The organism is Rhizobium sp. SSA_523 (genome assembly GCF_030435705.1).
Taxonomy (GTDB): Bacteria; Pseudomonadota; Alphaproteobacteria; order Rhizobiales; family Rhizobiaceae; genus Neorhizobium.
Window position 1 is genome coordinate 666,115 of sequence record NZ_CP129382.1, and the last position, 21,991, is coordinate 688,105.

Annotated in this window: 27 protein-coding genes and 2 tRNA genes; 9 read left to right on the forward strand and 20 right to left on the reverse strand. The window is 61.2% G+C overall.

The window, feature by feature from the left end:
- Position 1: 1 nt before the first annotated feature.
- Complete coding sequence (locus tag QTJ18_RS11475; protein ID WP_252754762.1) at positions 2–616, reverse strand: FMN-dependent NADH-azoreductase; 615 nt, start codon at positions 614–616, stop codon at positions 2–4.
- A 118-nt stretch (positions 617–734) separates the two neighbouring features.
- On the opposite strand from QTJ18_RS11475, the gene QTJ18_RS11480 reads away from it, so the two are divergent.
- Positions 735–1,703, forward strand: coding sequence for a LysR family transcriptional regulator (locus QTJ18_RS11480; RefSeq protein ID WP_252754893.1), 969 nt, complete (start codon positions 735–737; stop codon positions 1,701–1,703).
- Positions 1,704–1,848: 145 nt separating this feature from the next.
- The gene (locus tag QTJ18_RS11485; RefSeq protein ID WP_252754763.1) at positions 1,849–2,211 is read left to right on the forward strand and encodes a hypothetical protein; all 363 of its coding nucleotides are present in this window, start codon (positions 1,849–1,851) and stop codon (positions 2,209–2,211) included.
- Positions 2,212–2,223: 12 nt separating this feature from the next.
- Here QTJ18_RS11485 and QTJ18_RS11490 read toward each other — a convergent pair whose 3' ends face one another.
- Positions 2,224–2,634, reverse strand: coding sequence for a hypothetical protein (locus QTJ18_RS11490; protein WP_252754764.1), 411 nt, complete (start codon positions 2,632–2,634; stop codon positions 2,224–2,226).
- 298 nt (positions 2,635–2,932) lie between these two features.
- Between QTJ18_RS11490 and QTJ18_RS11495 the strand changes: the two genes are divergently transcribed.
- Positions 2,933–3,580, forward strand: coding sequence for a Crp/Fnr family transcriptional regulator (locus QTJ18_RS11495; RefSeq protein WP_252754765.1), 648 nt, complete (start codon positions 2,933–2,935; stop codon positions 3,578–3,580).
- A 55-nt stretch (positions 3,581–3,635) separates the two neighbouring features.
- Here the strand turns inward: QTJ18_RS11495 and QTJ18_RS11500 are convergent, their stop codons facing one another.
- The 3 genes from QTJ18_RS11500 to QTJ18_RS11510 form a co-directional block, all read right to left on the reverse strand.
- On the reverse strand, positions 3,636–4,355 hold the full coding sequence (locus QTJ18_RS11500; RefSeq protein ID WP_252754766.1) for a Crp/Fnr family transcriptional regulator: 720 nt from the start codon (positions 4,353–4,355) through the stop codon (positions 3,636–3,638).
- A gap of 206 nt (positions 4,356–4,561) precedes the next feature.
- The gene (locus QTJ18_RS11505; RefSeq protein WP_252754767.1) at positions 4,562–6,550 is read right to left on the reverse strand and encodes a bifunctional 2',3'-cyclic-nucleotide 2'-phosphodiesterase/3'-nucleotidase; all 1,989 of its coding nucleotides are present in this window, start codon (positions 6,548–6,550) and stop codon (positions 4,562–4,564) included.
- A gap of 149 nt (positions 6,551–6,699) precedes the next feature.
- Positions 6,700–7,161, reverse strand: a complete 462-nt coding sequence (locus QTJ18_RS11510; protein WP_252754768.1) for an Lrp/AsnC family transcriptional regulator — start codon at positions 7,159–7,161, stop codon at positions 6,700–6,702.
- A gap of 180 nt (positions 7,162–7,341) precedes the next feature.
- Here QTJ18_RS11510 and ald point away from each other — a divergent pair, with 180 nt between their 5' ends.
- The gene (gene ald, locus QTJ18_RS11515) at positions 7,342–8,460 is read left to right on the forward strand and encodes an alanine dehydrogenase (RefSeq protein ID WP_252754769.1); all 1,119 of its coding nucleotides are present in this window, start codon (positions 7,342–7,344) and stop codon (positions 8,458–8,460) included.
- Positions 8,461–8,686: 226 nt separating this feature from the next.
- Here the strand turns inward: ald and QTJ18_RS11520 are convergent, their stop codons facing one another.
- The 4 genes from QTJ18_RS11520 to QTJ18_RS11535 all read right to left on the reverse strand — a co-directional run bounded on the left by QTJ18_RS11520 (position 8,687) and on the right by QTJ18_RS11535 (position 12,619).
- Positions 8,687–9,130 (reverse strand): DUF1203 domain-containing protein, encoded by a 444-nt coding sequence (locus tag QTJ18_RS11520; RefSeq protein ID WP_252754770.1) that lies wholly within the window; start codon positions 9,128–9,130, stop codon positions 8,687–8,689.
- A gap of 248 nt (positions 9,131–9,378) precedes the next feature.
- Positions 9,379–10,800: a 3-mercaptopyruvate sulfurtransferase gene (sseA, locus tag QTJ18_RS11525; protein WP_252754771.1), complete on the reverse strand. Its 1,422-nt coding sequence runs from the start codon at positions 10,798–10,800 to the stop codon at positions 9,379–9,381.
- 36 nt (positions 10,801–10,836) lie between these two features.
- Positions 10,837–11,571, reverse strand: coding sequence for an alanyl-tRNA editing protein (locus QTJ18_RS11530; RefSeq protein ID WP_252754772.1), 735 nt, complete (start codon positions 11,569–11,571; stop codon positions 10,837–10,839).
- 10 nt (positions 11,572–11,581) lie between these two features.
- Positions 11,582–12,619 carry a cysteine synthase A gene (locus QTJ18_RS11535; protein WP_252754773.1) on the reverse strand — a complete coding sequence of 346 codons (1,038 nt, stop codon included), beginning with the start codon at positions 12,617–12,619 and terminating at the stop codon, positions 11,582–11,584.
- Between the two features lie 354 nt (positions 12,620–12,973).
- Here QTJ18_RS11535 and QTJ18_RS11540 point away from each other — a divergent pair, with 354 nt between their 5' ends.
- Positions 12,974–13,165, forward strand: a complete 192-nt coding sequence (locus QTJ18_RS11540; RefSeq protein ID WP_252754774.1) for a hypothetical protein — start codon at positions 12,974–12,976, stop codon at positions 13,163–13,165.
- 479 nt (positions 13,166–13,644) lie between these two features.
- On the opposite strand, the gene QTJ18_RS11545 is transcribed toward QTJ18_RS11540, so the two are convergent.
- The 3 genes from QTJ18_RS11545 to QTJ18_RS11555 all read right to left on the reverse strand — a co-directional run bounded on the left by QTJ18_RS11545 (position 13,645) and on the right by QTJ18_RS11555 (position 14,674).
- Positions 13,645–13,818: a hypothetical protein gene (locus QTJ18_RS11545; RefSeq protein WP_252754775.1), complete on the reverse strand. Its 174-nt coding sequence runs from the start codon at positions 13,816–13,818 to the stop codon at positions 13,645–13,647.
- A 402-nt stretch (positions 13,819–14,220) separates the two neighbouring features.
- Entirely contained in the window at positions 14,221–14,409 is a 189-nt protein-coding gene (locus QTJ18_RS11550; RefSeq protein WP_252754776.1) for a hypothetical protein, read from the reverse strand.
- Between the two features lie 190 nt (positions 14,410–14,599).
- Positions 14,600–14,674: transfer RNA gene (locus QTJ18_RS11555), tRNA-Asn, on the reverse strand.
- Between the two features lie 127 nt (positions 14,675–14,801).
- Here QTJ18_RS11555 and QTJ18_RS11560 point away from each other — a divergent pair.
- Complete coding sequence (locus tag QTJ18_RS11560; RefSeq protein ID WP_252754894.1) at positions 14,802–15,110, forward strand: hypothetical protein; 309 nt, start codon at positions 14,802–14,804, stop codon at positions 15,108–15,110.
- Between the two features lie 79 nt (positions 15,111–15,189).
- Here the strand turns inward: QTJ18_RS11560 and QTJ18_RS11565 are convergent, their stop codons facing one another.
- The gene (locus tag QTJ18_RS11565) at positions 15,190–15,834 is read right to left on the reverse strand and encodes an exopolysaccharide biosynthesis protein (RefSeq protein ID WP_252754777.1); all 645 of its coding nucleotides are present in this window, start codon (positions 15,832–15,834) and stop codon (positions 15,190–15,192) included.
- A 708-nt stretch (positions 15,835–16,542) separates the two neighbouring features.
- Here QTJ18_RS11565 and QTJ18_RS11570 point away from each other — a divergent pair.
- The gene (locus tag QTJ18_RS11570) at positions 16,543–16,731 is read left to right on the forward strand and encodes a hypothetical protein (protein ID WP_252754778.1); all 189 of its coding nucleotides are present in this window, start codon (positions 16,543–16,545) and stop codon (positions 16,729–16,731) included.
- Positions 16,732–16,757: 26 nt separating this feature from the next.
- On the opposite strand, the gene QTJ18_RS11575 is transcribed toward QTJ18_RS11570, so the two are convergent.
- Positions 16,758–16,931 carry a hypothetical protein gene (locus QTJ18_RS11575; RefSeq protein WP_252754779.1) on the reverse strand — a complete coding sequence of 58 codons (174 nt, stop codon included), beginning with the start codon at positions 16,929–16,931 and terminating at the stop codon, positions 16,758–16,760.
- Positions 16,932–17,151: 220 nt separating this feature from the next.
- On the opposite strand from QTJ18_RS11575, the gene QTJ18_RS11580 reads away from it, so the two are divergent.
- Positions 17,152–17,607: a BA14K family protein gene (locus QTJ18_RS11580; protein ID WP_252754780.1), complete on the forward strand. Its 456-nt coding sequence runs from the start codon at positions 17,152–17,154 to the stop codon at positions 17,605–17,607.
- A 92-nt stretch (positions 17,608–17,699) separates the two neighbouring features.
- Here QTJ18_RS11580 and QTJ18_RS11585 read toward each other — a convergent pair whose 3' ends face one another.
- Together QTJ18_RS11585 and QTJ18_RS11590 are read right to left on the reverse strand one after the other, a co-directional pair.
- On the reverse strand, positions 17,700–18,689 hold the full coding sequence (locus QTJ18_RS11585; protein WP_252754781.1) for a DUF808 domain-containing protein: 990 nt from the start codon (positions 18,687–18,689) through the stop codon (positions 17,700–17,702).
- Between the two features lie 170 nt (positions 18,690–18,859).
- Positions 18,860–19,078 carry a hypothetical protein gene (locus QTJ18_RS11590; RefSeq protein WP_252754782.1) on the reverse strand — a complete coding sequence of 73 codons (219 nt, stop codon included), beginning with the start codon at positions 19,076–19,078 and terminating at the stop codon, positions 18,860–18,862.
- 222 nt (positions 19,079–19,300) lie between these two features.
- On the opposite strand from QTJ18_RS11590, the gene QTJ18_RS11595 reads away from it, so the two are divergent.
- Complete coding sequence (locus QTJ18_RS11595) at positions 19,301–19,843, forward strand: DUF1003 domain-containing protein (protein WP_252754895.1); 543 nt, start codon at positions 19,301–19,303, stop codon at positions 19,841–19,843.
- A 126-nt stretch (positions 19,844–19,969) separates the two neighbouring features.
- On the opposite strand, the gene QTJ18_RS11600 is transcribed toward QTJ18_RS11595, so the two are convergent.
- The 4 genes from QTJ18_RS11600 to QTJ18_RS11615 form a co-directional block, all read right to left on the reverse strand.
- Positions 19,970–20,500 (reverse strand): dihydrofolate reductase family protein, encoded by a 531-nt coding sequence (locus tag QTJ18_RS11600; RefSeq protein WP_252754783.1) that lies wholly within the window; start codon positions 20,498–20,500, stop codon positions 19,970–19,972.
- A gap of 57 nt (positions 20,501–20,557) precedes the next feature.
- The gene (catB, locus tag QTJ18_RS11605; protein WP_252754784.1) at positions 20,558–21,193 is read right to left on the reverse strand and encodes a type B chloramphenicol O-acetyltransferase; all 636 of its coding nucleotides are present in this window, start codon (positions 21,191–21,193) and stop codon (positions 20,558–20,560) included.
- A gap of 328 nt (positions 21,194–21,521) precedes the next feature.
- A tRNA-Cys gene (locus tag QTJ18_RS11610) sits at positions 21,522–21,595 on the reverse strand.
- Positions 21,596–21,796: 201 nt separating this feature from the next.
- Positions 21,797–21,991, reverse strand: a complete 195-nt coding sequence (locus QTJ18_RS11615) for a hypothetical protein (protein WP_252754785.1) — start codon at positions 21,989–21,991, stop codon at positions 21,797–21,799.

Consider the following 21,991-nt stretch of genomic DNA (forward strand, 5'->3'; position numbering starts at 1 on the left):
ATCAGGCGGCGCGTGCCAGTTCGGCCGTGCGGCTTTCGGCAGAGGCCAGAGCCTTGGCCACGGCTTCCGGTCCGAAGGCCAGGCCTTCCACATAGACCACTTCGATATCGGTCATGCCCATGAAGCCCAGCACGGTCTTGAGGTAGGGGACGGCGTGGTTCATGCCGGCGGCCGGGCCTTCGGAATAGACGCCGGCGGCTGCCAGGACGATGTAGACCTTCTTGCCCGTGGCAAGCCCTTCCGGACCGGCAGCCGTATAGCGGAACGTTGCCCCGGCCCGTGCGATATTGTCGATCCAGCTTTTCAGCCCGGAATAGATGTTGAAGTTGATGAGGCCGGTGCCGATGACGATCTGGTCTGCCGACAGAAGCTCCTCGATCAGCGTATCGGACGTCTTGGCCGCTGCCGCTTCTTCAGCGGTGCGGTCGGCCGGTGCCTTGCGGATCGCTGCCGTGGTGACGGTATCCAGATGAGCGATCGGCTGCTGGCCGACATCGCGGCGGGCAATGGTCGCGCCGGTGGACGCGGCAAGCGCCTGCGCCAGATCTGCGGCGATCTTGGAGGAAACGGATTCGTCTCCGCGGGGGCTCGAGGTCACGAGAAGGATCTTCGACATCATCATATCCATACGGTTTGATCGGGAACGCGGCTGCGTTGCGCCCTATTTAGAAGTGGACACTCATCAAGAAAATCGAGATAATATAGAAATTACCTATCGACGAAATGGATGGATGATGGAGCCGAACCCGACGCTGGATCAGTTGCAGGTGTTTCTGGCGGTGGCCGAAGCTGGCAGCTTCAGTGCCGCGGCGCGCAATCTCAACCGCGCGCAATCGGTGATCAGCTATACGATCAGCAATCTCGAAGCACAGCTTGAAGTGTCGCTGTTCGAGCGCAACGGCACCCGCCAGACCCATCTGACCGAGGCCGGAAAGGCGATGCTGGCCGATTCCCGCCGCATCGTCTCCGATCTGCAGATCATGCGGGCGCGCGCCAAGGCCTTGAAACAGGGGCTTGAGGCGGAAGTGTCGCTCGCCATCAGCACAATGGTTCCGACCCAGGCGGTGGTGGAGACCCTGTCTGAGTTCGGCAAGCTCTTTCCGTCCGTCGCGCTCAGCCTGAATTCCGGCGAGCTCGGCATGGTGATGGACATGGTGCTGAGCGGCAAGGCTTCCGTCGGCGTCGGCGGCATGCTGATGAAGCAGGATGATTCGCTGACCGTCCAGAAGATCGGCCATTCCTACATGGTGCCGGTGGCGGCCTATGATCATCCGCTGGCGCAGCTTGGACGTCCGCTCACCCGGGTGGACGTGCGGGAGGAGGTGCAACTGGTGGTCACCGACGCCTCCGGCATCACCCAAGGCCAGACCTTCAACGTCCTGTCCTACAAGATCTGGCGGGTGAGCGACATCGCCACGAAGCACCAGCTGATCCGCGGCGGCCTGGGCTGGGGCGGGCTGCCGGCCTCGCTCATTCTCGAAGACCTGGCGAGCGGCCGCCTTTGCCCGCTGAAGATCGATGCCTATGAGACGGCGGAATACCCGCTTTACGCCATACGCCGCATCGCCGATTCCCCCGGTCCCGCCACCCTGTGGCTGATCAATTCGCTGGCGCAGCAATTAAGTCGCTGCCCGAACCTCTCCAGCCATGAACTGCCCTTGCATTCTTTCGAAGAACGCCGCAAGGCACTCGCTGCCGAATAGGCGGAAGGTCATTCATGTTGATCGCGCAGCATGTCCGCCTGTTCATGGCGAGCCTGAGTGCGCGCGTGACAATGCCATGAACCGGCCGCGCCGCCTTGCGGCGTAACCTCTGACTGAAGATGATTGCCCGCTGAAAGGGACGCTGGTGATTGGATTTGATGTGATCGTGGTCGGGCCGGACGGTCTGGTTGACGATGCCATACGCGAAGCCTGGATGCGGTCAGGGGTGCGCCTGCACGGACCGATAGCGCCGGCCGCACTGGATATGGATCTTGCACGTCGTTCGGGCGGGATCCTGCTCGATCTCTCTCTGCCGGCCGATGACCTGCTGCAATTGTCGGAGGATCTTGACGAGCGCGACGTCCCCTTCCTCTATGTCATGCCGAACATGCCGGAATCGGCAACTGCCCAGCCCTATATCCTGTCGACCGACATGGCGGCCCGCGACGCGATCGTCGAGGCGCTGACGAGAGACTGCCAGGCACAGGAAGATGCCGGCGTCCATTAGGGTCTGTAGATCCTAGAGATCCCGGTGCCGTCGCTCTTCCGGATGCGGCGTGTCGTCGACAGCCGCCTCGACCGATCCGGCAAAGAGGCTGGAATGGGCGATGCCATGCATGATGCGAAAGATGAGCCGTTCGAGCTGCAAGGGGGAAAGCAGGCGTTTTTCGCCGGCCAGTGCAGCAACGGTCTGCCGCAGCGTCTCCTGCGCAAGGCGCAGCGCGTCGGCGCGTATGGGGCAGTACCGTCCCGCCATCCGTTCGATATCCGGTACGCGCTGCTGAAACTTCAGCCGCCTGGCCGGACGGGCATTGCTGGAATCGATATCGTTTTCATCGATATCGTTCACATCGGCCCCGTCGGCATCGGCATCATCGATACTGGCGTCGTCGGAAAGTGTGATCCCTTTCGGAAAGCGGATACTTCTCACTTTGTTCGCTCCTAGCCCCCTCATGCCATGACATGGCACCAATGCGATGCAATGCACGAGACGCTGCAACCGTTCCGGTACGGTTCCGTACGAAAAATAGGATTGCTCCAGGATTTTGAGGGAACTCCTTGCGGTCATTTGTGTTCCCCCTTGTCACGGAAAATTAGATCACCACCGCCGAAATGGCGGAGCAACAGGAGATGGCGTGCTCACCTCACACCCTTCCGCAACGTCCAACCGCTTGCTGGCTCTCCTGCCGGAACGCGATCTGCTCCGGTTGAATCAGCAAGTGGTTCCGATGGAACTTCCGAAAGGGATGCAACTGGCACAGGCGGGCGTGGAAGTTGACCACGTCTATTTTCTCGGCGGTGGCATCGCCTCTGCCGTCGCGGTGTCGCCTCAGGGCAAACGTGCCGAGGCGGGTCTCTTCGGACGCGAAGGATTTCTGCCGCTTGCCGGCTCCGTCGCCGGCCAGGATGCGGAGACCGACATCATCATGCAGTTGGAAGGCTGGGGATGGCGGCTGTCTGCATCGACCTTCATTCGGCTGCAGCAGGACATGCCGGACCTGCGCGAGCTGGTGATGCGGGCGATCCTGGCCTTCACGGCCCAGATTGCGGCCACCGCCCTGTCGAATGCCGTCCACACGGTCGACGAGCGGCTGACGCGCTGGCTGCTCATGTGCCACGACCGCGTCGATGGCGACGAGATCGCGCTGACGCATGAATTCCTGGCCTTGATGCTCGCCGTTCGGCGGCCGAGCGTCACGTCTGCGCTTCACGTTTTGGAGGGGCACGGCTTCATCCGCTCCGAGCGGGGCCGAACCACGATCCGCAACCGGCCGGCCATGGAGCGCTTTGCCGAGGATGCCTATGGGCAGGCCGAGGTGGCCTATGAGCGGCTGATGACCGTACCGCAGGACAGGCTGGATCTGGAGACCGTCTGAGCGGATCCGCCGCGGCTGCCATGGCCGATGTAGACCGAGCGAGCCGCAGCAAAGGTTAGACCCATAATTCGCCGATCAGCCGGCGATATTCTTCCTCGGGCTTGCCATAGGCGTCGCCGGCAAAGGCGGCCAGCGCCGCCCGGTCCCGAATGGTGATTCTGCCGCGTTCGGCCCGAATGAGCTTATGCCCTTCGAGCACGTGCAGGGCGGTCGTCACACTTGGCCTGCGCACCGCCAGCATCAGCGAGATGAACTCATGGGTCAGCGCGATCTCGTCGCCATCGACGCGGTCGTGGCACATGAGGAGCCAGCGCGCCAACCGCTCGTCGATACTGTGCACGGCATTCGACAGGGCGGTGAAGGAGATCTGCGAGCCGAATGCCTGGATGAAGCGGGCCAGATAATTGGCGAAGACGGGACATTGCTTCAACAATTCGGCTAGGTGATCGAGCTCGATGCGAACGCCTTCGCCTTCGACCTGCATGATCACTTCATGAATGCTGACATTGCCGCCGACGCCGGCCGGCGTTGGCGAGAAACCCTCGCGGCCGAACATGCCTGCTTCCGCCTTATGGCCTTCCGGCGAGACGGTGACGACCGAGCCGATCCCGGTAAAGGGGAAATAGACATAGTCGATCGGCTGGTCCGGTTCGACGATAACGAATCCCTTGGTCAGCGTGATCGGTCTGAGGGTGGGCCTGATGATTTCGAACTCATGTTCCGGAAGCGTGTAGAGCAATCGATTGCGGATTTCGGACTTTTGATAAGCGGACATGGTTCTCGCTGGCTGAGGCAAGACCAAATGTCTCTGCCGTTCTTGCCCCTGTGATTTCAGTCGGTTGCCCCCTATAGCATCCTCAACCTGTCCGTGGTGATGCGTACGCTGGCAGACGAAGTTCCAGCCGCTCGAAAAACAGCGCTCGCACATGAAAAAGCCGCCGGTCGAAAACCGGCGGCTAAAGCCCGTGAATGCGAGACAATTCAAAGCACTAGGCGGAATTTCGCGAAGCCTTCGGCGCCTTCGCCCGCATCTTCGATCTTGGCGCCCTTGATCTCGGCGAGATACTGGCGTCCCTTCGGTCCGCTTTCGAACACAGCCGTGGTGCCCGGCAGAGCCTTGAAGGACCAGTTGGCATCCGCCGAGGGATTGATCGTGCCCTGCTCGATGATGTAGCGCACGATCACGTCGCGATTGGTATCGGGCGCGACGAGGATGACCTTGTCGCCGGCGATCTCGGGAAACTTGCCGCCGCCGCCGGCGCGATAATTATTGGTCGCCACCACGAATTTCTGCGCCGGATCGATCGGCTTGCCGTCGAACTGGAGATTGACGATGCGATGCGCATCGGGATTGGCAAGCTTGCCGTCGCCATCGAAGCGCGCCGGCTGCGAGAGGTCGATCTGGTAGGTCACGCCATCGATGACATCGTAATTGTAGGAGGGGAATTTCGGGTTCAGCAGAGCGGCGTCCTTTGTGCCGGCGGCCACCTGGTTGAACATGCCGGCCGACATTTCCAGCCAGTTTCTCACCTGGTCCCCGGTGATGAGGACGGCCTGCACCGTATTCGGGTACAGATAGAGGTCCGCGACATTCTTGATGGCTATGTCGCCGGCTGGCACATCGGTGAAATAATCCGGGCCGCCACGACCGCCGGCTTTGAACGGAGCCGCCGCCGACAGAACCGGAAGATCCTTGTATTCTCCGTCTTTCAGCAGATCCTTGACGTACCAGGTCTGCGCATTGGCAACGATCTGCACCGACGGATCATCCGCAACGAGAGCGAAATAGGAATAGAGCGGCGCGGAGGTCTTGCCGACGGGCCGTCGCACATACGCAAGCGTGGCCTCGTGCTCCGCCTTCACGGCCGCCACAATCTCCGGCTTGTCCTTGGCATCGGCAATGACCTTGCGGCTGTCGTCACGATGATAGATCGGCCGGGGCTCGGTGGTGAAGTCGACCACCTTCCAGCTCTTGCCGTCTTTTTCCAGAAGCAGGTCGATCAGCCCCATATGGGACCCCCAGAACCCCGCCATCACGGCAGGCTTGCCCTGCAGCGTGCCCTTCTTCGCATCGGCGCCGGCAATGCCTTCGAAGTCCTTGGGTCCGGGGAAGACAAGATGCTGATGCCCGGTGAAAATGGCGTCGATCCCTTCGACGCCGGCGAGATAGAGGGAGGCATTCTCCATCCGCTCGGTCTGGCCGGACGCGTCGATGCCGGAATGCGAGAGCGCGATGACAATATCGGCGCCTTCTTCCTTCATGGCGGGAACCCAGGCCTTTGCCGCCTGCACGATGTCGCGCGTTTGCGCCTTGCCTTCCAGGTTCTTGGCATCCCACACCATGATCTGCGGCGGGACGAAGCCGATAAAGCCGACCTTGATCGGGCTCGACGATCCGGAACCGTCCTTAATCTGCTTTTCGAGGATCACATAGGGCTTGAAGAACAGCTCGTCCTGCTTCGGATCGGAAGCCAGCTGCCCCTTTGTGAGATTGGCGCAGACGACAGGGAATGCCGCTCCATTCAACACGTTGAACATGAAGTCGAGGCCGTAATTGAATTCGTGATTGCCGAGCGTGCCGCAATCATAGCCCAGCGCGTTCATGGCCTTCATGACCGGGTGAAGGTCTCCCGCCTTCATGCCCTTCTCATAGGCCATGTAATCGCCCATGGGATTGCCCTGCAGCAGATCGCCATTGTCGATCAGCATTGAATTGCCGGCTTCCGAGCGAACCTGATCGATGAAGCTCGCAGTGCGCACCAGGCCCATCGTATCGTTCGGCTTATCGGCATAATAATCGTACGGCATGATGTTCACATGGATATCGGTCGTCTCCATGATCCGCAGATGCGCCTGATTGGCCTGGGCGCGGGCGGCAAAGGGATGCAGCATCACCAGTGCCGAGCCCGCGGCGATCCCGCCAAGCAGGGAGCGGCGAGACATTTTCGGTTGTGTGAACAGGAATGACATGGAGAACTCCCTCGGTCGTTTGCGACGAAACTGTAGGGGCAATGTCATGGCAAAGCATCAGGAAAATGACAGGCCATCCACAAGCGTCCGGCAGCGCGCCGCCGTCCGGCAGGGGGGAACCGGCATGCCCGTTCGTGCCGCAACCACCGTCAGAGGCCGATATTCGGCCGGTCGATGACCTCCCGCAGCGCGAAACTCGAATTGATCTTGACGACATGCGGCAGGGCCGACAGCCAGTCCCGGTGAATGCGCTCGTAATCTTCGAGGTCTTTCGCAGCCACCCGCAGGATATAATCATATTCGCCTGACATCAGGTAGCAGACGAGGACATTCGGGCAGAGCTTCACCGCCGCTTCGAATTCCGACAGCGTCTTGGCGAATTGTCCGGAAAGCGAGATGTGGACGATGACCATCATCTTGTAATCCATCGCCTTGTGCGACAGGCGGGCGTGATAGCCACTGATGACGCCGCTCGTTTCCAGACTGTCGAGCCGCCGTGAGCACGCGGAGGCCGAAAGGCCGACCTTCTGTGCCAGTTCGGCGTTTGACATCCGGCCATTGGTCTGGAGAGCCCGCAATATGGCACGATCCGTCGCATCCAGTGACGTCATTCGAAGATTTCCCCGTTGTGCGAGCCAAAGCTGCAAGATTCTGCGAAAATGGAGGTTTGGCAAGCGCAACTTCGCAAACACATTGCGCGGCCTTTCTGGTCCACTGGACGTTGAGCCGCTTTTTCTGCGGCGCGTGCACGGAGGAGTGTGCACGAATGGTTTCGCTGGAGGAGAACAGCAATGCGTGTGGGATGTCCCAAGGAAATCAAGGATCATGAATATCGCGTCGGGCTCACCCCGGGGGCGGTGCGCGAATATGTGGCCCATGGTCATGAGGTTCTGATCGAAACCAGGGCCGGTGCCGGAATCGGCGCCGAGGATTCGGCCTATGTCGCCGCCGGCGCCAAGATTGCCGGATCGGCGAGGGAGATCTTCGACAGGTGCGACATGATCGTCAAGGTGAAGGAGCCGCAGCCGAGCGAATGGAGCGCGCTGCGCGAGGGGCAGATCCTCTACACCTATCTGCACCTGGCGCCCGATCCGGAACAGACCAAGGGCCTGCTGGCCTCCGGCGTGACGGCCGTCGCCTATGAGACCGTCACGGATGATCGCGGCGGCCTTCCGCTTCTGGCGCCCATGTCGGAGGTTGCCGGCCGGCTGGCCATCCAGGCAGGCGCGACAGCGCTGCAGAAGGCCAATGGCGGCCGCGGCATCCTGCTGGGCGGCGTGCCGGGTGTTCTGCCGGCCAAGGTGACGGTGATCGGCGGCGGCGTCGTCGGGCTGCATGCAGCGCGGATGGCGGTCGGCCTTGGCGCCGATGTCACCATCCTGGACCGGTCGCTGCCACGCCTTCGGCAGTTGGACGACATCTTTGCCGGGCGCATTCATACCCGCTACTCCACCATCGATGCTGTGGAGGAAGAAGTCTTCTCCGCCGATCTCGTCATCGGTGCCGTCCTTATCCCCGGCGCGGCAGCCCCCAAGCTGGTGACCAGCGACATGCTGACAGGCATGCAGAAGGGCGCCGTGATCGTCGATGTCGCGATCGACCAGGGCGGCTGCTTTGAAACCTCGCGGCCGACCACCCATTCCGATCCGACCTATGTGGTGGAAGGCATCGTCCATTACTGCGTCGCGAACATGCCCGGCGCGGTTCCCATCACCTCGGCTCACGCCCTCAACAATGCCACCCTGCAGCATGGGCTTGCGCTGGCCGATCGCGGCCTGCGAGCCCTGGCGGAAGACCGCCACCTGAAAAACGGCCTGAACGTCCATCGCGGCCGCGTCACCAACCGCGCCGTCGCGGAGGCGCTTGGCTATGAGAGCCATTCGCCGGACAGCCTGCTCAACGTCGCGTGACGCAGAGTTTCCTGCCCGAAAAACTGAGATATATCGAAAAGTGAGTGGGATGCGGCTTCGGCCGCATCTTTTTTATGATCTGTCTCCAACGCAGCAAAGGCGGTCTGAATGGCGCGACGAGCCCGGGCCGGCTCTGCCCCGCAGCGTCGATGCCGCTCTTCTCCACCTCCGGGAGGTGGTGGCAAGACGCCGGTCCGCGCCCGGCCGGATGCACTGTCCTGAGGCGTCAACTGCGCTCGATCCGGCACTGATAGCAATTGTTGCGGGCGGAGCGCACGTGCAGATAGGCGATTTCAGGTCGCAACAGTAAAGCCGCAGCCCGTTCGACAATCTCTGCCGTCGGCGTCACGGCGCCGGTGCCATAGACGATGCGGTCATCGGCGCCATAGCCTCTCACGATATAATCGGGGCTGTCGAGCATGGGCGGCAGGACATGCGATGCCCCATAGCCTCGACAGCTGCGCGCATGCAGGAAAATCGGCCCCGTTTCGGCATAGGGCTGGAGCCGGGGGAAGGGCCGGTATGCGAGAACAAGCATCTCCTCTTGCGCCTCGATCTTGTCCAGGCAGTGCCGGCACGGCATTCCCCCCGGTGAAACCTGGCGCTCTGCAGGCCGGCCATAGGCATCGGGCGCGCCCCCACGCAGGGCATCGGCATCTGCCTCCGGCATGCAGACAAACCGGACTGAAGCATGCCGCGCCGGACGGTCTGGCACTGGAGCAGAGAAGTGTCGCGCAGAACCAGGGTCGGCGAACCGCAAATCCGGGGAATAGGGTTCGGGATTGGATGCGTCGGGCGCCTGCGTGTGGGCAAAACCTGTGTCTGGCATGACTGTCTCCGCTCAAGTGAAACTATGTGGAGACATGTTGCGCGGATGGCGGAATGCCGCCACCCGATTCCTGCCAAGGAAGCCAAGGCTCAGTCGCGCTTGGCGAGGGCCAGCAATTCGGCATCCGACATCGGCTCGACCCAGGCTTCGCTTGTCCCGACGGGGGCAAAGCCCATCATCTGGTAGAGCGGCAGCGCCCGGGGATGATCGAGCGTATTGGTCGTGACGGTCACCCGCTTCGGGTTCATCTGCCAGGCGGAGTAGAGCGCCTGGAGGAGGAACCATTTGCCGATGCCCAGACCGAGCGCATGTTCGATAAGGCCGAAATAGGCCAGTTCCACTTCATCATCATTGAGCCGGTTCAGTTCGAAGAAACCGGCCGGCGCACCATTGACGTAGAGCACGGTGACCGTGACGCGTTCATCGCGCAGGATCGTCTGCAATTCGTCATCCGACAGCCGCAGCCGGTTATACCAGTGCCATCGCTTGCCGACCTGCCGGTAGAGATAGCGGTAATAATGGAGCGGTATGTCCTTCGCCACGATGATCGCCGTGTGCAGATTGACCGGCATGGGCAGGCTCTGGCGCGGCGGGCTGGTCATTTCGAGCCGCGTCACATGCGCCTTGACCGGGCCATGCTCCGGCTTTTCCAGAGCCTCGGCGGGTCCTGTTTCGACCGGCGTATCCGCCCGGCCGCCCCATTCGGACCAGGATCCGTCATAGAGCGAGTTATTGGTATGGCCGAGTGATTCCAGTGCCAGCGTCACGACGGCAGCGGTGACGCCCGAACCGCAGCTGGTGACGACCGGCCGCGACAGATCGATCCCCGCCTCATCCATGAGCGCCTTTAAGGCATCGAGATCCTTCAACTGCCCGTTTTCAGAAAGGCTTGCTGCGGGCAGGCTGCGGGCGCCGGGCATGTGGCCGGAGCGCATGCCTTCGCGCGGTTCCGGTTCCTCGCCGGTGAAGCGGCCGGCGCCCCGGGCATCGACGATCTGCGAGGAACGGCTGTCGACAATGCGGCGCATCTCCTCCAGCGTCGTGACGCGCCGGCCGCGGAACCTGGCGGAAAACACCGCCGGTTCGGGTTCCGGCAATTCGGATTCCAGCGGCCGCCCGTCCTTTTTCCAGCCGTCCAGACCACCATCCAGGACATAGACCTTTTCGGCGCCCATGGCGCGCAGCATCCACCACAGGCGGGGCGCCGAGAAAAAGCCCGGGCCGTCATAGACCACGATGACATCCTGCTCGCTGATGCCGAGCTTGCTCATTTCCTCGGCGAAAAAATCCGGGGAGGGCAGGGAATGCGGAAGGCCGGTGGCATGATCGGCAATGGCATCCTGATCGAAAAAGACAGCGCCTGGGATATGGCCCTCTGCATATTCGACCGCGCCATTGCGCTTTTGCGCGGGAAGATACCAGGAGGCGTCGATTATCCTGAAATCGGGCCTGCCCAATTGCTGCTCGACCCAATCGCCCGATACGACAAAGCGGCTCTTGCCAGTACTCATCCTAACCTCTCCATGATCGGCAGGAGAGCCGGCGCCCTACGCCTCCTCTGCGCCGGAGCCGAAGCGGATGCGGAAGCGGCGATTCTCCTTGCCCTTTTTCTCGATCTTGGCGATGTGAATCGCCCCGACTTCCTGGGTCTCGGAAACATGTGTGCCGCCGCATGGCTGGCTGTCAACGCTCAAGTCTTCGCCGATGCAGACAAGGCTGACCCGGCCGAGCCCCGTAGGCGGGCGGACATTCTTCGACTTGACGATATCCGGATTGGCGGCCAGTTCCTCATCGGTGATCCATTTGACGAAGACCGGGTGGTTTTCGTCGACGAGACGCATCAGAGCGGCGGTCACCTCCTGCCGGTCGATGGTCTCGCTCATGTCGAAGTCGACGCGCGACTCGTCTTCGCCGACCGCGGCCCCCGTGATGGGGTAGGGGCACACGACGGAGAGAAGATGGCAGGCCGTATGCATGCGCATCAGCCGATAGCGGCGCGCCCAGTCCACGTGGAGCGTCAGCGTCTCGCCGATGTCGGGGCGGGGCTCGCCTTCCAGCGGAACATGCAGGATGATGTCCTTGGTCGCTCCGTGTCGGGTCTGCCCCAGGCTTATCCGGCTGCCATCCGCCCGCTCGAGAAAACCGGTATCGCCCGGCTGGCCGCCGGAACTGGCGTAAAAGCAGGTCTGGTCCAGCTCGATTGCGCCATCCTCCGCCACGGCGGTGACCACGCCCTCCGCCGTCGAAAGATAAAAATCGTCGCGATACAGGGCCCTGGTCATGCAAGCTCACTCAGACTGTTTGAAACGGTATGTCGATCCTGCTCTTTTCTAGCAGCCAGGCCGGGACGGGCAAGCCCTTGGATCTCAGGAAATCCGGGTTGAACAGCTTCGACTGGTAGCGATTGCCGTAGTCGCAGAGGATCGTCACGATGGTGTGACCGGGTCCGAGATCCTTGGCGAGCCGGATGGCGCCGGCAATATTGATGCCCGACGACCCACCGAGGCAGAGACCTTCCTTCTCGATCAGGTCGAAGACGAGCGGCAAGGCTTCGCTATCTTGAATGCGATAGGCGAAATCCGGCGTGAAGCCTTCGAGATTGGCGGTGATGCGGCCCTGACCAATGCCTTCGGTAATCGAGGAACCGTCCGATTTCAGTTCGCCATGCGCATAATACTCGTAGAGCGCGGCGCCTTCCGGGTCGGCAAGGCCGATCTTGATGTCGGGATTTCTGGATTTCAGCCCGATCGCCGTGCCGGCCAGTGTTCCGCCCGATCCCACCGCACAGATGAAACCATCCACCTTGCCGTCCGTCTGCTCGAAAATCTCCGGCGCCGTCGTCTCGATATGGGCCGTGCGATTGGCGACATTGTCGAACTGGTTCGCCCAGATTGCGCCATTCGGTTCGGTCCTGGCCAGCTGCTCGGCCAGCCGGCCCGACAATTTCACGTAATTGTTCGGGTTCTTGTAAGGCACTGCCGGCACTTCCACGAGTTCCGCGCCAAGCAGTTTCAGCGCATCCTTCTTCTCCTGGCTCTGCGTTTCCGGGATGACGATGACGGTCCGGTAACCTAGCGCTTTGGCCACCAGTGTCAGTCCGATCCCGGTATTGCCAGCCGTGCCTTCGACGATCACGCCGCCGGGGCGAAGCAGGCCGCGTTTCTCCGCGTCACGGATGATGTAGAGCGCCGCACGGTCCTTGACCGACTGGCCGGGGTTGAGAAATTCGGCCTTGCCGAGAATTTCGCAGCCGGTGAGTTCGGAGAAAGCGTTCAACCGGATAAGCGGTGTATTGCCGATCGCGCTCAGGACGGACGGATAAACAGTCATGGGAAGACCTGCCTTGACGATAACGAAAGGGTGAAACGCACCAGGGATGGCACGGTCAGATATATGGGGTTTTGCTACGTGTCGCAGACGCGAGCAAGGAATAGCATTTCGTGATGCTCCGCAAAGCAACAAAAGCGTCCTAACGAAAAAGGCTCTAAGGGCCGAGTGAATGGAAAGATCCGCGGGACGGGAGTTCTGGCTCCCACGCTCATCGACTGCAAAGCCAAGCCGGTGCAGGCGGGATGTCTGGCGCTTGGCCAGGCGAACCTAAGGGTCCGACGCGCCTTTGCAAGGCACAAAAAAAGGGCCAGCGCGAGGCCAGCCCTTTTGTGGTCGACTGCGAAGGATTACTCTTTGCAGAGGTCCGGAGCAGCAGCCGATTCAGTCGCATCGCGCGCGGTCTGGTTCGGCGTTGCGTTGCTGCAGTCACCGCTGATGGTCTTGGATGTGCCCGAAGACGTGCCGGACGAGTTGGTGGTCGTCGAGGACGAGTTGGAGCCGGACGTTGCCGAGCCGCCGTCCTGGCTGCCGCCGGTCGAGGTCTGAGCCATAGCGCCACCGGCGAGGCCAAGCGAAAGGGCGGATGCCAAAATGAGCTTCGAAATCATGTGTTTCCTCCATGTGATCTTGCGTGTCTTGGGAGCGGGCGTGTTCTTCAGTGCCCGGTGATACAACCCAGAAGGCCAAGACTTGTTCCGCAAAAAATTAAGCAAGAATTTCGTTGCGGCGGAGCGGCATTCGATTTTGGGGAGTGCCGCCGGGAGGTCTGGCGGGCCTCGCCGGGCACGAAAGCGGGCATGGAAAGGGCGTCCGCTCTGCCTGCCTGATTGTAGTCCATTGCGACCCACTTTACCCGGATCGCGTTCTCGTATTGGTCTGGCCCCAATGACCGGCCAGCGGGCCATGCGCTGAAATAGGGTCTCGCCCTGCATGGCAGTTCTGGATGCTGGAGGGATCCTGAGCTCAACCTTTGAATCCGTCTCGCGCCGTTCCCGGATCAGCGGAAGCGGCGTGATCTATCTTTGTCAATTCAGTTCGAGGCTCAGCTGTACGCCCTTTGGGACATAGAGCGGTTTGCGGCTGGCAATCTCGATGCGCTGGAAGGTCTGACGGCGTTCCGCCGCCTCCCGCTCCCGCAGGGCTCGTGCTGCTGCAACAGCGGCAAGGGCTTTCTGCACTGTCTGTTCTGCACTGGTCATCGGATGTTCTCCGTGTTTGTTCTGGTTATGTTCTAATACAGAACGGAGAATCAGTCAATCGGCATATATGATTGGCTGAAGCAATGGCTCTGGAGCGCGAATGTAGGGATAAAAATTGACCCGCTCATGACGCGGATCCGGCCGTAAATCGCTGCCGGATGTCTGGCGCTGTTCGTCCGGGATCAGCAGTGTCGGATGGTGAGGATCGGCCGAACACGATCGAACCGCGCAAGAGCGCGCTGGATAAGAAGAGAGCGGCGGTTAAAGCGGCAGCGTGCGCTTTTCGCGGGGATCTTCACCGGCCCCGGACGGGCCGGCTTTTGATGTATCTTGCTGGTGGTCGACTGTGTCTCGCGTCCCGCAGTCAGAACCTACGACCTCTCGCAGTGGGACTGTCGGCAGTCAGCTCTGCTGCTTGGCGCCGGCCGAGCGGCCATCGGAGCTCTTCGAGCGTTCTTCCACGCGATCTGCGCCCTTGGCGAGATCGGAGCCTTTACTGGCCTCCGTCCGGCGTTCTTCCGCCGCTGCGCTTTCCTGAAGTCCTGCGGCGGCCTTCTTGCCGTCCGGCGTCGGTGCTTGTGAAATTCCCATTGCTCTCTCCTCCACGTGATGCCTGTCAACGGCAGGAGGGAGTGGAAGTTCCCCAATGGCCTCCGGCGGCGGAACTGACGCTTGGTCGGACGATGATCGCAAGCGGAATGACAGGCTAAGCGGAGAGGGGTAAAAGAGAAACGCCCGCCTTCGGATCATCTCCACGAAGGCAGGCGTTTTCTTTTTAAACTGGCTCCCCGGGCCGGATTCGAACCGGCGACCTATCGATTAACAGTCGAGTGCTCTACCGCTGAGCTACCAGGGAACACCGCTCGCCGCGGCGTGAGCGGGGTAATACTCAGGACAGTTCGATTTGCCAAGCGCTTTTTTCAAAAAAAATGCTGCAGCTTGTTTTGTCCACATGCGTTTCCCATGTGAGCCAGGCTGTTGCGATGGAAAAAGTTTTGTCAATGCATGAGAAAAAACGGAAGTTTGGTATCGATCCGGGCACCGGCCGTCTCCATGTCGGCGGATTCGAGACGCCCATGCCGCGTTCGCGCATCGGGCGTATCGTTATCGGCTCCGGCCTTATAGGCTGCGGCATATTGGGGTTCCTCCCCATTCTCGGCTTCTGGATGGTTCCGCTGGGCCTGCTCGTGCTGTCGCAGGATGTCGGCTTCGTCCGCCGCCGGCGCCGGCGCCTTTCCGTATGGTGGACACGCCGCCGCCGCCGCAAGGCTCAACCGCCGCCCTCGGCCTGAAACCTCTCGTTTTCGATGCGCGGGACGGCCCGCAGCAAGCGCTGCAGGCTCGTCGACGCATGGTTCGTCCGCCTGATGCCTAACCGCCGAAGACGGATGCGAGGCCGCGGCCGGCCGAGGTCGCGATGATCCCCAGCACCGTAAAATAGACAAGGGTGATGATGAGGAAGAGATAGCCGCCAAGGATCATCAGCCCGTCCCGCTGCATCATGCCGGTGGCGAGCAAAAGAATGGCGATCGCCGGCAAGGTGTTGGAGAAGGGAACGAGGCCGAGCGGGAACAGCAGCAGCACGCCGCCTGCCGTGATGCCGAGCGCGTTCAGCCGGTTCACGAAGGCAGTGGCGGTCAGGGCGGAAAGGCGCGGCTTCAGGTAGCGGTCGATCTTCGAGACGATGCGGCTGCCCTTGGTGAGGGCCGGCACCAGCTTTGCCGTGTCGAGGTTGCGATCCAGGATCTTCTTGGGAAGCCAGGGCAGCCGGTTGAGGGCAATGGCAAGGCTGACGAGGATGATCGCCGCTCCGAAGACGGTACTCACCCCCGGAATGGAGACCGGAATGAGGAAGGGCAGGGAGGCCAGCGCGCAAAGCAGGAGCAGGCCCTGTTCTCCTACCTCTTCCATCAGGTCCCGCAGCGTGATGGTGTCACCCTCGATCCCGTCTATGAGATCCTTCAGCGTCTCGCTAAGGGACCGCGACGTATCATCAAATTCATGAACTTCCGACAAGAGCCTCTCCGCTGCCTCATTCTGATGCGGGCGTTCTTACCAGCTCTGTGGCTTGGCTAAAAGCAATTTGGCCGGCGGCCCGCTCTCATCGGCGGTGCGGAGGAATCATGCGATGGGCAGGCCTTCGCCCGGCGGGAAGGGCCGTCTGACCCTCTTTACGCTTCGGGAGGCTCAGTCTTGACGGCAACAGGCAGGCAACAGGCGCGCGTTGGCGGGCTCTGTCTGCACGCCACAGGAGCACGCCTTCGAAGGCAGGACCTGCGGATGCGATGACCCGTGCATGCGCCGGTCACGACGCCACGATTGCCTTCACCATCGCCGTCTGATCAATGACTCTTGATCCACCAATCAAAGGCGCCGCAGGCCAGAACGGCGGCCAGAATGACCAGGACATAGGGGTTCAATTGCGCGAAAAAGCTCATGTAATGCATGGCGGTCTCCTCCAACCGGTCTGCTCAACACTGTCTCGGATCTCCTCATCCGATCAGACTGAACAAGACTAGCACCAAACAAGTTCCACCGCACGAGGATTTCACCCCGGCTGATCGAGGAGTCCGGCTTGCCGTCTTCTTGTCTGTTGCAAGAGTGCCCTGTGGCGCAGTAGTCAGACCTTCCTGTCGCAAGGCGATGCCGCATGTCGCGGCACGATATTGTCTCCCTGCCGATTATACTGTACCGAGCAGTGGGGAACAGGTTTCGCGGGGCAAAGTGAGAGCCAGAAGCACGACAGGACCGGGTATTGCACTGCGCGATGAGATCGAGCGGCAGAACGCATTTCTGTCGCTGATCCTTCAATGCGATACGAGCCGTTCGCTGCATACGGTCGCCGTGCTGAAGCTCTATCTGTGTGCAAGGCGGCTGCTGCGCGATATCGAACATAGCGGCGCCCTGGCCTGACGGACACTCACCGGCGCGTCACGAGATCAGTTCGTCCCCTGCGGCGGGGCGACCTTTGCGGGCGGTGGCGTATCCGGAGAGAGGATCACACCCTCCGGAGCATCGCGCGGTTGGTCGTTCAGCGGAATGATGCTCAAGATGATGCCGATCAACGTGATCGCCACAGCCGCAAACAACAGACGGGTAAACCAGACATTCATCGGCGCTCCTCACTTGAGACACAACCCGCCGCCGGAGATGATGTTCCGGCCTAACCTGCATCATCCTTCGCCGATGCCGAACACGATGCCGATGCCGAAGCCAATGCTCATTCAGATGACAGGCAGCGCAATCATCGCACAGCTGTTCATACCAAGTTCATGTGCCGACCCCGAACATGGTCGTATTAGCTAACGATCATATTCGAAGAAGGAGTCTGTCTTGATCGCTTTTACCAAAACTTTGTCCGCCGGTGCTCTCAGCGCCGTGATGTTTGTCACGTCTCTGGTTCCGGCCGGTGCCGTCATGATGCCCTCGGTGAATGCGCCGCAGGTCTCTGCGGCAACGGAGGTGCAGTTCCGGCGGGACAATCGGCATGACCGCCGCGTGGAACGCCACCGCGATGACCGTCGCGGCTTTTATCACGGTCACAGAGGGTCGCGCGAATATCGCAAGGGCTATCGGCGCCACAGTGACGGCTGGTGGTATCCGCTGGCGGCATTCGGCGCCGGTGTTGTGATCGGCGGCGCGTTGAACGGTCAGCCGGCGCAGGGCAGATCCCTGTCCAGCCGCCACGTGCAATGGTGCTCGAGCCAGTACAGGACCTATCGCGCCTCGGATGATACCTATGTGCCGCGCGTGGGTGTCAGGGCCCGGTGCAACTCGCCCTACAACTAAAACGAAAGATCTCTTCATCTTTCCCGAAGGAGCTCCGCCAGCAATGGCGGAGTTTCCGTTTGATCCGGTGATTTCCCGCTGGAGCCGAATTCTCAGTGCGCGCCGGGCTTTGCATCCTTGCCGCCGCCTTTGATGGCGCGCCAGGCGGGCGAGACCACATAGGCGGCGATCGGGATCAGAAATGCGCCGATCGCCAATCCGACGATGCCGTAGCCTGCCGATTCGACCAGCCATGCCAGCACCGCCGAGAGACCGGGAACGGCATGGGCGGCGGATTCCGAGAGCTGGTGGATGAAATGGCCGATCGCCGAGAGGCCGAAGCCCTCCAGCCCGTGGACGATGATGCCGCCGCCGACCCAGATCATCGCGGCAGTGCCGACGACGCTCAGAACGGCCATCAGGACAGGCATGCCCTTCACCAGTCCGCGGCCGAAACTGCGTGTCAGGCCCTGATGGTTTCTGGCAAGCGAGAGGCCGACATCGTCCGCCTTGACCAGCAAGGCCACGGTGCCATAGACCGCAAGCGTGATCCCCAGCGCGACCAGGACCAGAATGATCGCCTGCGCAAGGATGCTTTCATTCGGTAGTTCGGCCAGCGCGATCGCCATGATTTCCGCCGACAGGATGAAGTCTGTCTTGATGGCGCTGGCGACTTTTTCATCTTCCAGGCTTTTGGGATCGACGGCTGCCGAGGCCAGCTGCGTCTCGTGCGCATCGGCCTGATGCGGCATCAGCAGATGGTAGACCTTCTCCGCCCCCTCGTAGCACAGATAGGCGCCGCCGATCATCAGCAATGGCGTGATGGCGAAGGGCAGGAAATAGCCGAGCGCCAAAGCGGCCGGCAGCAGGAAGAGGAGCTTGTTCTTGATCGAGCCCTTGGCGATCTTGAAGACGATCGGCAATTCCCGATCGGCGGAAAAGCCCTGCACGTAGCGGGGCGTGACCGCCGCATCGTCGATGACGGCGCCTGTGGCCTTTATGCCGGCCTTCATGGCCATTCCGGTGACGTCATCGACCGAGGCGGCAGCGACTTTCGCAAGGCCCGCCACGTCGTCCAATAGGCCAAGTAGACCGATGCTCACGATGTTTCTCCCGCATATGTTCCAACGGAGCGTGAACGGCCTTCAGCCCCTGCTGTTCCGCCGGATTATGCTGCGCGCTGCGGATCCGTCCATGGCGCTCCTTAAATCGCTTCGCGGGGGGCTTTCGGGATCAAAGGTTCGAGGCAAGATCGGGGGGCTGAAACAGCCGCCTAGGCATCGCCGACGATGACGGTGACGAGGCCGCTGCCGCCACAATCCGGACAGGTCTCGCGACCCATGCGGCCGGTGCCGGCACAGGCCGGGCAGATCCCTTCGGCGGATTGTTCCGAGCCGGGCTCCGTTTCGTCTCCCGGCAGGCGTTTCGGCGACTGATCATCGGGGCGGTTTGCGCTTGATTGCGTTGAGCGTGGCATTTGCGGGTCTGACATGGTCATCTCCTGTGCTGCAGGCGCAACAAGCAGCCTGCGTCATTGTTCCGCGAGCCCAGATCCGTCGGGGAACTGCTGCTTCTTGTGACGGCCCCGAACTTTCGATCCGGCCGCTTGTTCGAGCCGGGACAAGGGCAGGGGGCGGCTGCGCAGGTGCGCAGCTCCGGTTCGACCCTGGTCGGTTCCGAACGGGTTCGGGCCGGTCCTCAGGAGGGACGCGAAGTGGAAGCGACGGAGCATCGAGACAGTCCGACGAAACGGCCGGCGGAGGCGCTGAGCCCCGCTCTGGCCAAAAATATCTCATCCATCGTGGAGCGCCGGAACCGGGAGGCGAAGGCGGCGCCGCTCGAAACGAAGATCGCGGCCGCCATCAGCAAATTCGCCGGCAGCATGCTGTTTGTCTACATCCACCTCCTGATCTTCGGCGGCTGGATCGCGATCAATACCGGCATCCTGCCCCTTCTGGCGCCATGGGATCCGTCGCTGGTGATCCTGGCGATGATCGCTTCCGTCGAAGCCATCTTCCTGTCGACCTTCGTCCTGATCAACCAGAACCGCATGGCGGCCGAAGACAATGATCGGGCCGATCTCGATTTGCAGATCACGCTGCTGAACGAGCACGAGACGACCCGGCTGATCGCCATGGTCGAGGCTATCGCCGCCAAGCTCGATGTCCACACCGATGCGGATGCCGAAGTCCATGAATTGAAGCGGGACGTCGCCCCGGAAGCCGTGCTCGACGAGATCAAGGCGTCGGAGAGCTAGGCGGTTACCTGGAAAGCCCGGAAGAGCCCTTTGCTCCGTCTGCTGAACGCAGGGTCGCTCGACCAGCCGAAGAGCCTTCGGTTCTGCATTGCTGCCGCGGGCTCTGCCAATTGCCACGATCCGGCATCATGGAACGTAGCTCAACCTGATCACGTGGTCATCGATGCGCTGAAAACTGGCCAGCCGCAGCGGTGGCCGGCCTGCGGCGAAGAAGGGAGTGCCGTGACCAAGAACCTCTGGATGCAGATAGATGCGGTATTCGTCAATGAGACCTAACTCGGTCAGGCGCTGAGCGAGCTGAGGACCGCCCACCTCGATCTCACCCTGCGCTTCCGCCTTCAACCGGCGCACCTCTCTTTCAAGGTCCGGGCCCAGGAGGGTGGCGTTGGGCCCGACCTCCTCCAGCGAGCTTGAAACCACCCATTTCGGCGATTTGCGCCATGCGAGCGCGAAGGCCCGGTGGTCCGCGTCCCAACCAGGCTGGTCTTGATCCCAATAGCGCATGAGCCCGTAGAGTTTGCGGCCATAAAGGCTGCCGGACAACCCGTTCGTCTGGTCGACAAAGTGGCGAAAGAGCTTGGTGCTGGGCGGTGTCATCCGGTCGTGGTCAACATAGCCGTCCAACGACTGGTTCATCCCAAAGAAGAGCTTGGCCATCCTTTCCTCCTAGTCTTGGCGCGTCCGAGGAAATTTCCCAACGGGCCTCCCGCCTACTCACTTCTGAAAACCAGCCGACATCCAATATCGATGGAGCGCATCGACATCACCGCTTGTCAAAATGGGCATCGCCGGTTTCAACTGCTCATCCGGCCAATCCCACCACCTCATCTCGAGCAGCAATTCGATTAGCCGATCATCAATGCGTTTGCGGATCACCTTCGCCGGGTTGCCGCCGACAATGCTGTAAGGCTCCACATCGCGCGTCATCAATGCCCGCGTCCCGATCACCGCGCCATCACCGATTCTGATACCCGGCATGATGATGGCCTCGGAACCGATCCACACATCATTGCCGATAATGGTATCGCCCGCAGGCAGATATCCGTTCTGCGCCCCGTCAAAGGCCGGGACATCGGACATCCAGTAAAACGGAAAGGTGCTTATCCATTCGTTTCGATGCCCCTGATTGCCCGCCATGATAAAGGCCGCCCCGGAGCCAATCGAACAAAAGCTGCCGATAATCAGCCTGTCTGCACCCTCATCCGGCAACAGATAGCGAGCGCATTCCTCAAAGCCATGGTGATGATAATAGCCTGAATAATAGCTGTATCGACCAACGGATATGTTCGGATGCGTAACCTGCTTGTCCAGCGTGATGCCCTTGAAAGGGCTCTCAAAATAATTGTCCATGGGAGTTTCCCTGCATGCTTCGATTGTCGTTCGCAAAGGCGAGCGAAAGGGATGCCGGAAGCCGTCAGCTTCTGGCATAGGCTCCTCGCGGCAGCGCTGGAGCTAGATGCAGGTGGTACAAGGGGCGGCTTTCATGCCCACTTTTTACCCTAAAAACGGCCCGTAGCCAATGACCGCTTTTGGCGCAGACCAGTCAGCTCGTCGCATGGAAATGCGGCGCCGAGCGTCTCGCGCTTATATGAGGGTAAGAGATGCGAACGAACTGCAACACCATACCAGACAGAAGGTGTTGCGGAGACAGTTGCTTATGATGCTGTTCTGGAAAATTTGGAGGCCTCGCCCGGAATTGAACCGGGGTACAAGGATTTGCAGTCCTCTGCGTCACCACTCCGCCACGAGGCCATCGCTTGCGAAATTCGCGTGTGGTGGCAGCGCATTAGAACGAATCTACGAGCCGCGCAAGTCCTTAGCTGTGCAATCCGGCATTTTTATAGGCGCCAAGCCCCGCGTGGATTTTGCCGGCCGCACAAAGCAAAGGGGCTGCGCGAGCAGCCCCTTCCGTTCATGTCGGATATCTCTTCAGCGGGCCTGCCGCCCAGGTGTTCAAGCGGCGCCGGCCGGGTCGCCGATCGGCAGAAGGGCAGGGTTCAGCGGCGGATCATTGGGGTTCTTGGTATCGGCCGGGTCTTGCGCCGGCGTCAGCGGCGGCTTTTCCTGCGTGCGGTCCGGTACGCCCGGAACAGGGGTTGGCCCGCGCGGCGTTTCTGCCGGGTTTTGGTCTGGCATGGTCGTCGGCAT

Coding starts and splice junctions, on each gene's coding strand:
- QTJ18_RS11615 (WP_252754785.1), bottom strand. CDS start 21,991: ATGCCGACGACCATGCCAGACCAAAACCCGGCAGAAACGCCGCGCGGG.
- QTJ18_RS11480 (WP_252754893.1), top strand. CDS start 735: ATGGAGCCGAACCCGACGCTGGATCAGTTGCAGGTGTTTCTGGCGGTG.
- catB (WP_252754784.1), bottom strand. CDS start 21,193: ATGGACAATTATTTTGAGAGCCCTTTCAAGGGCATCACGCTGGACAAG.
- QTJ18_RS11550 (WP_252754776.1), bottom strand. CDS start 14,409: ATGGGAATTTCACAAGCACCGACGCCGGACGGCAAGAAGGCCGCCGCA.
- QTJ18_RS11575 (WP_252754779.1), bottom strand. CDS start 16,931: ATGAATGTCTGGTTTACCCGTCTGTTGTTTGCGGCTGTGGCGATCACG.
- QTJ18_RS11475 (WP_252754762.1), bottom strand. CDS start 616: ATGTCGAAGATCCTTCTCGTGACCTCGAGCCCCCGCGGAGACGAATCC.
- QTJ18_RS11520 (WP_252754770.1), bottom strand. CDS start 9,130: ATGCCGGAGGCAGATGCCGATGCCCTGCGTGGGGGCGCGCCCGATGCC.
- QTJ18_RS11505 (WP_252754767.1), bottom strand. CDS start 6,550: ATGTCATTCCTGTTCACACAACCGAAAATGTCTCGCCGCTCCCTGCTT.
- QTJ18_RS11530 (WP_252754772.1), bottom strand. CDS start 11,571: ATGACCAGGGCCCTGTATCGCGACGATTTTTATCTTTCGACGGCGGAG.
- QTJ18_RS11500 (WP_252754766.1), bottom strand. CDS start 4,355: ATGTCCGCTTATCAAAAGTCCGAAATCCGCAATCGATTGCTCTACACG.
- sseA (WP_252754771.1), bottom strand. CDS start 10,800: ATGAGTACTGGCAAGAGCCGCTTTGTCGTATCGGGCGATTGGGTCGAG.
- QTJ18_RS11510 (WP_252754768.1), bottom strand. CDS start 7,161: ATGACGTCACTGGATGCGACGGATCGTGCCATATTGCGGGCTCTCCAG.
- ald (WP_252754769.1), top strand. CDS start 7,342: ATGCGTGTGGGATGTCCCAAGGAAATCAAGGATCATGAATATCGCGTC.
- QTJ18_RS11495 (WP_252754765.1), top strand. CDS start 2,933: ATGGAACTTCCGAAAGGGATGCAACTGGCACAGGCGGGCGTGGAAGTT.
- QTJ18_RS11600 (WP_252754783.1), bottom strand. CDS start 20,500: ATGGCCAAGCTCTTCTTTGGGATGAACCAGTCGTTGGACGGCTATGTT.
- QTJ18_RS11535 (WP_252754773.1), bottom strand. CDS start 12,619: ATGACTGTTTATCCGTCCGTCCTGAGCGCGATCGGCAATACACCGCTT.
- QTJ18_RS11545 (WP_252754775.1), bottom strand. CDS start 13,818: ATGACCAGTGCAGAACAGACAGTGCAGAAAGCCCTTGCCGCTGTTGCA.
- QTJ18_RS11560 (WP_252754894.1), top strand. CDS start 14,802: ATGGAAAAAGTTTTGTCAATGCATGAGAAAAAACGGAAGTTTGGTATC.
- QTJ18_RS11590 (WP_252754782.1), bottom strand. CDS start 19,078: ATGTCAGACCCGCAAATGCCACGCTCAACGCAATCAAGCGCAAACCGC.